The organism is Mucilaginibacter sp. PAMB04274 (assembly GCF_039634385.2).
Taxonomy (GTDB): Bacteria; Bacteroidota; Bacteroidia; order Sphingobacteriales; family Sphingobacteriaceae; genus Mucilaginibacter.
Map to the genome: position 1 here is coordinate 1697769 of NZ_CP155081.2, position 11284 is coordinate 1709052.

12 protein-coding genes are annotated in these 11284 nt (G+C 46.8%); 3 read left to right on the forward strand and 9 right to left on the reverse strand.

Features of this window, described 5'->3' with window-relative positions:
- Nucleotides 1-26: 26 nt before the first annotated feature.
- The 3 genes from ABDD95_RS07120 to ABDD95_RS07130 are packed head-to-tail and all read left to right on the forward strand — an operon-like array spanning nucleotide 27 to nucleotide 1991.
- Nucleotides 27-422, forward strand: coding sequence for a hypothetical protein (locus ABDD95_RS07120; RefSeq protein ID WP_345951215.1), 396 nt, complete (start codon nucleotides 27-29; stop codon nucleotides 420-422).
- A gap of 59 nt (nucleotides 423-481) precedes the next feature.
- Nucleotides 482-1282 (forward strand): phosphatase PAP2 family protein, encoded by an 801-nt coding sequence (locus tag ABDD95_RS07125; protein ID WP_345951216.1) that lies wholly within the window; start codon nucleotides 482-484, stop codon nucleotides 1280-1282.
- 13 nt (nucleotides 1283-1295) lie between these two features.
- Nucleotides 1296-1991: a DUF1345 domain-containing protein gene (locus tag ABDD95_RS07130; protein ID WP_345951217.1), complete on the forward strand. Its 696-nt coding sequence runs from the start codon at nucleotides 1296-1298 to the stop codon at nucleotides 1989-1991.
- A gap of 383 nt (nucleotides 1992-2374) precedes the next feature.
- On the opposite strand, the gene ABDD95_RS07135 is transcribed toward ABDD95_RS07130, so the two are convergent.
- From ABDD95_RS07135 to ABDD95_RS07175, 9 genes are all read right to left on the reverse strand, one after another.
- Entirely contained in the window at nucleotides 2375-2965 is a 591-nt protein-coding gene (locus ABDD95_RS07135) for a hypothetical protein (RefSeq protein ID WP_345951218.1), read from the reverse strand.
- Nucleotides 2966-2969: 4 nt separating this feature from the next.
- A complete protein-coding gene (gene rseP / locus ABDD95_RS07140) occupies nucleotides 2970-4301 on the reverse strand; it encodes an RIP metalloprotease RseP (RefSeq protein ID WP_345951219.1) in 1332 nt (443 codons plus the stop codon).
- A 14-nt stretch (nucleotides 4302-4315) separates the two neighbouring features.
- Nucleotides 4316-4933: a hypothetical protein gene (locus tag ABDD95_RS07145; RefSeq protein WP_345951220.1), complete on the reverse strand. Its 618-nt coding sequence runs from the start codon at nucleotides 4931-4933 to the stop codon at nucleotides 4316-4318.
- Nucleotides 4934-5000: 67 nt separating this feature from the next.
- Complete coding sequence (locus tag ABDD95_RS07150) at nucleotides 5001-5171, reverse strand: hypothetical protein (RefSeq protein ID WP_345951221.1); 171 nt, start codon at nucleotides 5169-5171, stop codon at nucleotides 5001-5003.
- A gap of 14 nt (nucleotides 5172-5185) precedes the next feature.
- A complete protein-coding gene (locus ABDD95_RS07155; protein ID WP_345951222.1) occupies nucleotides 5186-5917 on the reverse strand; it encodes a transporter in 732 nt (243 codons plus the stop codon).
- The gene (locus tag ABDD95_RS07160) at nucleotides 5917-6585 is read right to left on the reverse strand and encodes a hypothetical protein (RefSeq protein ID WP_345951223.1); all 669 of its coding nucleotides are present in this window, start codon (nucleotides 6583-6585) and stop codon (nucleotides 5917-5919) included. The genes ABDD95_RS07155 and ABDD95_RS07160 overlap by 1 nt, the downstream gene beginning before the upstream one ends.
- Nucleotides 6582-7901, reverse strand: a complete 1320-nt coding sequence (locus ABDD95_RS07165) for an Nramp family divalent metal transporter (protein WP_345951224.1) — start codon at nucleotides 7899-7901, stop codon at nucleotides 6582-6584. The genes ABDD95_RS07160 and ABDD95_RS07165 overlap by 4 nt, the downstream gene beginning before the upstream one ends.
- A gap of 3 nt (nucleotides 7902-7904) precedes the next feature.
- Nucleotides 7905-10010, reverse strand: a complete 2106-nt coding sequence (locus ABDD95_RS07170; RefSeq protein ID WP_345951225.1) for a heavy metal translocating P-type ATPase — start codon at nucleotides 10008-10010, stop codon at nucleotides 7905-7907.
- Nucleotides 10011-10027: 17 nt separating this feature from the next.
- Nucleotides 10028-11281 (reverse strand): efflux RND transporter periplasmic adaptor subunit, encoded by a 1254-nt coding sequence (locus ABDD95_RS07175; protein WP_345951226.1) that lies wholly within the window; start codon nucleotides 11279-11281, stop codon nucleotides 10028-10030.
- Between the last annotated feature and the right edge of the window lie 3 nt (nucleotides 11282-11284).

The following is an 11284-nucleotide window of genomic DNA, read 5'->3' on the forward strand; positions in this document are numbered from 1 at the left end:
TGGCCATTGAAGTTAGAATCATTCCCATGAGAACAGTATTATCATTGATCGCCTGCCTATTCTATCTGCTGGTTACAGCGGGTGATCTTGATTGCTATGTCGGTCAGGGATTGAGTGTGCTGATGGAAGTGATGGGACGTAATGAAGCGTCCGCACCTGATCATGCCCACAAAGATTGTTCAAGTGCTTGCGATCTGTTGAAACATAAGACAACGGTCGACTATAAGAGTATCCTCAGCGAGTGGCGGACCGCCAGGATCAGTGCCGAATCTTTCATCAAACTTAGCAGTGCGATCTGCTCGTTGTCCAGGGTATTATTTGTAATGATCATCGGTAGATTAGCGTTGATCAGGTATGCTAGGCAAGCCAATCGCTGCATTTTTATGTATCATTATTTGTGGTTTAAGATTCTCAGGATCTGATGTGAACGGTAATAAATACCTAGTCACACATATCATCTGTCAATTCTTAATAACTTATAATGAAACTACAACTTTTGCGGGTGTGCTGCACCCTTTTGGTCCTATTGCCTTTCGCTAACCTTAAAGCCCAATCTTCAAAAGACACTGCGCGGGTAGATTCTGCCAGAAGCCTGACCGTAATACCCGATTCTGTAAAACCACTTAAAAGTAAATTCCGTGCTTTTATTGTACCGGGTGCTTGTATTACCTATGGAGCGTTATCGTTTGCAGTTCCTCCTATCCGTGAGATCGATCACCGCATTCATAACGAAATGACCCAGCATTATCCCAATTTCCGATCACCTATAGATAACTACCTCCAATTTGCGCCGACCGTCGGTGTCTATGCCCTTAACCTCGCAGGGGTAAAGGGGAAAAATACATTCATAGACCGCACTATCTTACTGGTCATGTCCGAAGCAATCTTTTATGGTATGACCGCTTTTCTTAAGGAAACGACCGGAAGGTTAAGACCGGATGAATCTAACCGGCTGTCTTGGCCATCCGGTCATGCCGGCAATGCCTTTACATCAGCGGAATTCATGGCGCAGGAATTTTCAGGTCGTTCGCCTTGGTACGGAGTAGCCGCTTATTCGTTTGCGACCACCACTGCCGTTCTCAGGGTCTATAACGATAAGCACTGGTTCAGTGATATTGTGGCTGGTGCCGGTTTCGGCATCATCGCCACGAAAACGGCATATTATATTTATCCCACTATAAGAAAAAAAGTCTTCCGGATTAAATCGAATAAGAATAATGCCTTGCTGTTACCATCATTTCGTAATGGAAGTCTGGGTGTACAATTCTCTGCCAGCTTTTAAACAGACGACCGACATGATGTATACTATTAAATCCTTCAGCGATCTGCAGAAGTTGCTGGTCGGTCTGGATAGCAAGGTCAGGCTATATATATCGCTGGGTGTATCAGCGATACTTTTTATCTTGAGTTTAAAAAATGCAGTTCCATCCGGGCATTGGATGCTGACCTGGCTTGGCTTTTGTACCACGCATCTGCTATTCAGTTGGTTAACGATCGCTACCTGTGCTCCCGAGCAGATCAGACGGACCGCAGGAAAACAAGATACGGGCCGTGCTGTCATATCGGTATTCATACTGATTGCTGCCTGTGCCAGTTTGGTTGCGCTAGCTATACTGATAAGTCCCATTAAAAACCTAGGTGATGGAAGTCAGACCATCCATGTCGTCCTGGCCATCGCATCAGTGTTCTGCGCTTGGATGCTTATTCATACCAACTTTGTATTCAGGTATGCACATTTATATTACTCTGAGCGCAAAGGAGATCAGGACACGACAGGCGGATTGGACTTTCCCGGAGATGAGGAGCCTGATTACCTCGATTTTACGTATTTCACCTATGTGATCGGAACGACCTTTCAGGTAGCTGACGTGGCCATATCCTCGAAAAAGATCAGGCGGGTCGTTTGCCTGCACGGTGTAATGTCATTTATCTTCAATACCGTCATTTTAGCCTTAAGTATCAATCTGATCTCCGGTATCGTGCAAAAATGAACAAGCCGGCGTCTGTTGTCCGTACATCATTGGGTCAATTAAAAAACATCATAATTATAGTCACATCCATGAATCCCTTTAGAAAGATATATGCCAGTAAGCAGAAATAAGAGACATAGGCGGAAGGAATATAAAAGAGCTATGATACTACGTGATACGGCGGACACCAGTAGGAAGCGAAATCCACGGTCGTTGAGATCAAGGACACTGCTGATCATTCAGGTGATCGCTGGGATACTTCTCGCCTTGGCGTTACTCGTTAAAATGCACTCGTATATCAAGTCGGTACGCAAATACAAAGAACATTTGGAACAAATGGACCGAACGACCAATCATGGCTTAAGAAAGTCTTAAGGAATATGCCGTCGAAGTATTCGATAGGGTTAAGGTTTCAGGAACTGTTCCAGTGAGATGATTTTCCTGTCCTTCCCTTTATCCCAAAGTTCCCTGGCGGTTTGAGTAAAGTAATGATGCTGTTTCAAAAAATTTAAACTCATCAGTGCCCAATCATGGTCTGAATATTTGAGCTTGCAGTACTGCTTCCATTCCTGGCGCAGCCATTCGGATTCGATGATATAATTCGGATCTCCGAGATGAGCCATATCGGCATCGCACATGATCGAGTGCGTAAGCGATCTGGGCGTTTGTGGCATCCGGGTAATCCGAATACAATCGGTCACACCTCTGATCAGGAGATCTGAACAGCGATGATCTTTGAGAAAATCCATCGCCAAGGTCATGCTGATAGATTCAAGGCCATCATAGGTGTAGCAATAACCCACGTCGTGTAGCCATCCTGCCAAAAGAAGCGTGTTCTTCTCCCATTCGTTGATCAATGTATCTGCGCTTAGTGTTTTGATCGCAGCTACGACCTGGTGTGTATGGTGTAAATTATGATAATAGTAATGATCTGGTAATTGGCTGCTCAGCATTCGGGTCACATAGGTCTTGGTCTCTTCGATCAGTTGTTTCATAAGGTCAATTGATTAATAGTGTGTAGATATCATTGTAAAGGACAAATGCCATGAGGATGATCAAAATGATTAAGCCTCCCAATTGGAATATCGCTTTGATATTGGGCTCTATGGGGCGCTTGGTGATCTGCTCATAGAAAAGCAGCAAAACAGCACCGCCGTCCAATATACCCAAGGGCAATAAATTGAAGACCGCGATCGCAATAGACAACACCGCCAGGATGTTCCAAAAACGAAGTGCCTCAAAGCTGTTCCCGAACAATGCGGCGATTTTCAGCGGGCCAGACAGTCCATCTTTAAGTTTGATATTGCCATTTACGATCTGTTTAAAACCTTGTGAGTTAGCAGCGATCGTATTCCAAACCCTTCCCGTCCCGTCTGAGATAGAGGCTATAGCTGAAACCTGTTCACGCCGCGTCGTATTTATTCTATCATTCATGCTAAAGGAGATGTGCCCATCCCGGTCACGGTGCGCAGGAATAATGCTGGTCTTACCCTCATGAATGACCGTAAGCAACAACTGTCGCTGTTCATTTTTCTTTAAGCGTATGATAAATTCTTCGTAAGAGTGAACACTGTCTTTGCCAACAGCAACGATCTTTGCCAATTTGAAATTTTTAATCTTTCGCAGGTCCAGGTTCGTGAAGATGGAGTCGAGTTGATATTTGGCCTGTATCGAAAAGAATTGACCGATCCCTTTATCAGCGATCTGTTGCATGATCCCAGGCGCAACGCTGATATGCAGATGAACCTGCTCCTTGCCTTTCTTCCTGATGACCGACAGTACAGTATTACCCTTCAGCAATCGGGTATTGAAAAGCTCATCTTCAAACAGGGTAGAGTCCATATTGATCGCCAGGACCTTGTCACCTTGCCGCAGGCCTGCTTGATGACCTAACTTGCCAGGTGTGATGGTAAATGCTTCACCGACACCGAGAAGTTGATTTCTGCCGTATACGTATGACAGGATGGAAAACACCAGTAAGGCGAACACAAGATTCATCATAATACCGCCAAGCATGACCAGTACCCGTTGCCAGACAGGCTTTGTATCGAATCGCTCGTTATCCGGTATCTGGGCATCCGTATCATCGTCCCCCTTGGACAAGATGCCAGCCATCTGGATATAACCACCTACAGGTAGCCAGCCTATTCCCAGTTCGGTCCCATTTTTATGTTTGTGGTAAAGACGCAGGCCAAAAACATCAAAGAACAAATAAAATTTCTTGACACGGATGCCAAATGCCCTTGCTGCCAGATAATGGCCTAGTTCGTGTACAAAAACGACCAGACTCATTCCAGCCAGAAACTGTAAGATCATGACTATTACATCCATTTGTTGTTCTATTCTTAGGTGATATCAAGCGCTTGCGAAAAGGCTTGCTCCAGCTGATCCTGGATATCGTTTCTGCTGTGCACAGCGATAGCGTCATAATAACCTTGTCGCTTCGCGCAATTGATATGCATAAATAATTCGTCTTTTATCAGCACTGTTCCCGGATCACTGTCTAGACCATTCTGAAGCCATTCCATCAATTCGTCTTTCCGTTCCTGAATCAAACAGAAAAAGGAGATCTGAGAGCTGTCTTCCCCGAGATCTTCCTCGGGGATACTCCGTATGGTCATGACATCTTTAAGCCTGATCACCAATCGGTCCGCTGATGAAACCGCTGCATTCACAGGAGAAGAACAGGTAAAGCCGGGGTTCACGGCCATACCTCTGAAATCGTCGGCGATCAAATCATATCTTCGTTTAGTGGTCGCCAAAACATCCGGCGCATCTTCCAGCGAAACTGAATAAGGGATTATCGCATAAATACCCTTACTGCCGATCAGGTTTTTGACGAAGCGTAGGTAGGCACATAAGCGCTGTTCACAAGAACTGATCGTTAAAGGAAAATCAGGTTGGTCGAACCACAGGTAAGTGTGGCCGTTGGAAGTGGGTGTAATCTTAAATGTAGGTTTCATACGCTGTTTTGAGTAAGTTGTGAATGCTTATGATGGGACAGATAAATCACTTGTTCGCGGAACGATCTCAACCCTCTAGGTCGGTGAACCATTCCTGGGCTAACCTGATCGCTGTTTTCACGCGATCAGAGCCTACCGGAATTTCGTCCTCTGCCAGGGTGTTCGCGATCTCTATCGCTTTTTCTTTGATCGCTGGTTTTAGATTGCTAAAAGCAGCGAAATCATTTTCATTAAACATAGGATACATGAACGTTATAAAATAATACCCAAGATCAGAAAGATCAGAAACCCCGCAAAAAATGTGGCCGTATAGTAAGGAGAGTCCTTTTCTTCATGCGCTTCCACCAGAAGCTCTTCTGTAACCAAGTATAATAATGCCGCTGCGCCAAAAGATAAGATGAGCTCCATCAATTGGTCTCCAGCATTATGGAGGAGCAAAAGCCCTGCAGCTGCACCTGCAACGAAGATCGAACCCATTACTGCCAAGACCACAAAGATCGAGCGTTTTTTTTCCGCGACCTGGTCGATCGTTGTTACGATGGCAATACCCAGAGAAAAACATTCTAGAGATAAGGCGATCGCCAATAGCAAACCTTCTTTTTCGCCGGCAGCGAAACCGATCCCTAATAGAATACCGTCTATCAACAGGTCGATCCCTACGGCACTAAGAGCCGGCCATGGTAGACCGCTGGACTTACCTGAACCCACTGCTTTTTTCTCTAAATTACCGGTCACCTGTTTGACCCCCAGCATAAAAACGATACCCATGGTAAAGCCGATAATGATCGTGAGCGGAGCGTGCAGCCTCACCATGTCCGGAAGCAACTCAACCGCAACAACGGAGAATACAACGCCTGCCGCAAAATGAAGGGTTATGCTTTTAAAACTGCTGCTGGCGGCTCTATAGACCGCCAGGACACCACCACTAAATAGCAGAATTACAGGTAGGATGGTGAATAATAGTTCTTGTATTGGCTTACTCATTATGTTGATCTGATAGATGTATTTTCTTGTTCTAATGCGTTGTAGATCATATAGGCGATCGTCGCTGCCGAGATGGTCATGAACATATTGATCACCATCTGCAAAGGATAATAACGGCCTTGATTTAACAGGCTAGCCACAATTGCCAACGTGGAGATCGATAACATGATCTTTTCCATCCAATGGCGTCTTGGCAGAACGAGGATGGCTAACCACGTTGTACCGGCGATGCCGGTTACTAAAGGCGAAAGTAAAGCGCAGGACGGGTGCTGACGTATCTGATGGATGAAGTTGGCTGATCTCGCACATAGCTTTGGTAAAATGACGCTGATCAGCAGATCGATCAGTAGCGCCAGTGACACCGATATGAAAATGAACACACCGAATCGTTTGAACCATCTAGTCGATTTGAAACTGGCTTTGTATTGGAACAATAATAGTACAGCGCACCAGTAAGGCCACCAATATGCTCCTTGGCTGAGATGCGGTACGATGGCCTGTAACCAGGATGGTGGCGTTCGGTGGAATACGGATGCTGTGCTTTCATTAAGCCGGATCAATGGTGCATCAAAAACCATCGAGATCACCACGATCAGGTAGAGTAAGCATACGATCGATATCGATATACTCAATGCCTGGTAATTGCCGTTAGGTATCGACCTGCTCATGATGGATCAAAGAACTGTAGGTAGATCAAATAGGCCGCTGATAGCGACATGAGTACAAAAGTGATGATCCCAAGCGTATTGGATAACCTTGAATTGGTATAATCGCCCATGATCTTTTTGTTGTTGGCCAAGTGGAGGACGATCGCAATGATCACTGGGGATGTTATGCCATAAAGGATAGCGGTATAGATCAGTGCCTGTACAGGGTTGATGCCTAAATAGTTCATGGATAGACCGAGCAATAAGGCAACAATAATAATGATGTAGAACCCCTTGGCCTGATGAAACTTCTTGTCGAGGCTGCCTTTCCATCCGAAAGTTTCCGAAACGATATAGGACATGCATCCGCTTAACACCGGAATGGCTATAAATCCCGTTCCGATCACACCTACCGCAAATAATAAGTAGGACAGGTCTCCCGCCACAGGCTGAAGCGCCTTTGCTGCCTGTTCAACCGTTTCGATCTTCCGAACACCATTATTGTATAATGCAGTGCCCGCGGTAAGGATAATGAAGAACATGATCAGGTTAGACAATAGCATGCCCATGTTGACATCAAATCCCATTTTCTGAATGATGAGGTCCATTAGACGCTTTTCCCGACGTTGCGGGTCAGCATTATCAGCACCGACAGCGATCAGTCTTTTATTTACCATGATCTGCCCTTTGAGGGCTTTCACATCTTCCACCTCCATGGCGGTCTGCCAGAAAAAAAGGTAGGGGGATATAGTCGTTCCCAAGATAGCGACCAACATCCCGATAAAATTGCGGTCAGCGGATAAAGTGGGTATGAACAGACTGTGGAACACCTTTTTCCAGTCCGGTCCGGTGAGGAAAGGAACAATGATATATAACAACAATGCCAGACACAGATATTTCAGCACACTCACGAACCTATTATAGGGAAGATAAATGATCAGCAGCATCAGTAGTCCGGTAAAAAAGAGACTGAACCAGATGGGGGCTATTGCCGGGAACAAAAGGTTCGCCACAGCTCCCATACCAGCGATATCCGCGCCAATATTCAAAATAATGGCGGGTACACTGAAGATGATCATGATATACAGCACTGGCTTGGAATAATGCTTCTTTAAGGTGGTCGTCAGCCCCGCAGAGGTGACCAAGCCGATCCTCGCACACATCTCCTGGATAGCTGTCATCAGCGGGAATGTGATGATCACTGTCCACAATGTTGCCAGGCCATATTGTGCACCGGCCTGTGAGTAGGTTGCGATACCTGACGGGTCATCGTCACTGGCGCCGGTCACAAGTCCCGGCCCCAGTATTTTAAAAAAACGCTTGATCTTCTGCCACATCGTTTATGCTTTTACCTTGTTCTTGTAAGCCAGTAATCGCAAAGCATTGATCACTACCAATAGTGTCGAACCCTCGTGAACGACCACGGCTGGGCCAATGGAGGCGATACCGGATATGGTCAGCGGGATAAGCACAGCGACAATACCCAAACTGATCCAAAGATTCTGTTTGATGATCCCTCTGGACTTGCGGCTTAAACCGATCGCGAACGGCAGCGTTTCCAGCTTGTCGCCCATCAGCGCGATATCAGCTGTTTCGAGCGCGACATCCGAGCCTGCAGCCCCCATCGCAATGCCTACCGTGCTTTTGGCCATAGCTGGCGCATCATTCACGCCGTCACCCACCATAGCTACTTTTTTCTCCGACTGATCGAGTTTTTGTACAGAGCTCACTTTGTCCTCAGGCATTAGATTTCCCCAAGCTTCGGTAACCCCGATCTGCTTAGCTACTGCCTCGGCTACCTGCTGGTTATCGCCGGTCAGCATGATCATTTTACGAATGCCTAAGGTTTGCAATTCCTGCAGTACTTGCTGAGCCTCTTTACGCGGTGTGTCCATCAACGATATGATGCCGATGAACGTATCCTTGCGTTTGACGAGCATACTCGTATGCCCGTCTTTTTCCAAATGACTGACTTGGTCGCGTATATCCTTTGGAATACTACCTTTTCCCTGGTCCTCAAACAACGCCTTATTACCGATGTAGATCAATTCCCCAGCGACATCAGCCTGAACGCCGCGACCTGTGATGCCTTTCACATTAGTTGCTTCAGGTACGGAAAGATCCTTATTTTTTTCCATGGCTCCCTTAACAATGGCTTCAGCCAGCGGGTGATCACTGCGCTTTTCCACAGACACCACGATCTGAAGCAACTCCTGTTCACCGATCCCGTTTAAAGGGAAAACGTTGGTCAGCTTGGGTTTTCCTTCTGTAAGGGTGCCTGTTTTATCAAAAGCGATGGCGGTCAATTCTCCCAGGTCCTCTAAGGGACGCCCGCCTTTGATCAGTACGCCGCCACGGGCTGCCCGTGCAACACCACTGAGGACCGCGCTGGGTGTAGAGATCGCTAAAGCACATGGGCTGGCAGCCACCAATACGGACATCGCCCGATAAAAACTTTTACTGAATGGTTCGTCGATCACCAGAAAGGCGAAGCACAGCAGCGTCACTAAAACCAGCACGGAAGGAACAAAGTATCTTTCAAATCGATCGGTGAACATCTGCGTCGGAGATTTCTGCTTTTCAACCTCGTTTACCATTTTGATCAACCGGGATATCGTGGAATCCTTGGCCTCTTTGATCACTTTGATCTCCAGCACAGAGCCGCCATTGATCGTACCAGCGAAAACGCGATGTTCAGGTTTGATGGTCTTTTCCGCACTATAATCTTTTGCCGGATCATCTACCGGTCGTTTGTCCACTGGGACGCTTTCACCTGTGATCGGTGCCTGGTTTACACTGCCTTCCCCTTTGATCACGACCCCGTCGGCAGGGATCTTGGAGTTTGGTTTGACAATAATGGTCTCGCCCAGGCGCAGCTCCTCAATGCGGACCTCTGTTTCTTTTCCGTCACGAACGACCAGTGCTGTCGGCGGAGCAAGGTCGGTCAGTGCAGCGATAGATTTTCTCGCTTTTTCCATCGCGAAATGTTCCAGCGCATGGCCCAGGCTGAAAAGAAATAATAATAGCGCACCTTCCAGCCATTCGCCCAGGATACCGGCCCCTATAGCTGCCACAAGCATTAGGAAATCGATCTCGAAACCTCCTTTGGCGATCGTCTGAACAGCTTCTTTAGCGGTATAATAACCACCGAAATAATATGCGATAATGTACAAGACCAGGCTTACGGTCGGCGAGATACCGCTAACAAAAGATAGTCCCCAACCGGTTGCCAGCAGTGCGCCGCATAACAGTGCATAGACCAGTTCCGTGTTTTTACCAAAGATGCCGCCGTGCTCGTGGCCTTCGCTTTCGCCTTCCTCATGCACATGGCCTTTTTGCCCGTGGTCCTTTTTTTCTTCCTTGTCCTTAGCCGTGCTGATATCAATTTGGGGTTGCCTGCCCTGGCGACCGTTCTCAGGCGCCTGTTCTTTTGATTGTTCTTCCATAAGAGATGATTGTTTAATTATTCTTCTTCACTATTTTTTAATTTACTTAAAAGGTCATAAGCGCCCTTGATCACGATCTTACCTTTAAGGTCAAGGTTCGCAGGGATATGAACTTCAGCATAGCCACCTTCTGAGGTCCCGGTAGATACCTGGACCATCTTAAAGGTGAATACCGTGGTCACTGGTTCATTCTTGTTATCTTCTTTCTTGTACTCCGACGCGGACGCCTGTTCGACCGCTTTCCGTTCTTGCCCCTCACTAACAAAGATGTACTTGTTGCCTTCAAAATTGACAATGGCACTTTCTGGGAGAGAGGGCACCAGATTTTTACCGGTCTCAATGAAAGCCTTTACGTAGGTGCCGGGGAGAAAATTGAATCTGCCCTGTGCTATGCTGTGAACACGTACCGTTTTATCCTGGTTCACTTCTTTTCCGACCAGCGTCACCTTCGCCGTACGTTCGGTTGTATCATTGGTTAAGGTGAACCGGACAAGCTGACCTGCCTTAAGTTTATCCGCATCTTTTTCAAAAGCATTCAGCTCCACATGTAGATTATTGCTATTGACAATTTCCATCATCACGTCGTTAGGGTTAACGAATTTGCCTATGTTCGCCAGCACTTTAGTCACGTAACCACTGATGGGGGCGTAAATATTCACCCTACTGCGGATGCTTGATGCGGTCAGATTATCCGGGTTGATATTGATCAGGCGTAACCGTTGCTTCAGCGCATAAAGCCGTGCCATTGAACTTTGGTAATTAGCCCGGGCCTGCTGCAAGATCTTGGTGGAATTGACATTTTGCTTGGACAAGGTCTGCTGGCGCTCATATTCAGTAGTGCCAAGTTCAAATTGGCTCTTGCTATCGAGATAATCCTGCTGCAGCTGAACGTAGTCCTGGTTTTCCAGCACAGCGATCACCTGGCCCTTTTTGATGGGGCTACCTTGCAGAACCGGTATAGACCTGACCACGCCGCCCATTTGGGTACTGATACTGACCAGATTTTGAGGCGGGACATCGATGAAGCCGGTCACTTTCAAGACGCCGCTCAAAGCTTTGTCCTGCAAGGAGCCCAAGGTCAAACCGATGGTTTGATACTGCTCTTGTGTGATCTCCACGCTGGTAGGGTCTTCCTTCTTTTGTGCACTGTCTGCAGCAGCCGTTTGTTCTTCTCCCTCTTTAGCTGATTTGCCACCTCCACAACTTGTAAACGTGATCACCCCTGTCATCAGAACAGCGGCGGTATAAATATTTAAAATGGTACTTTTCATATG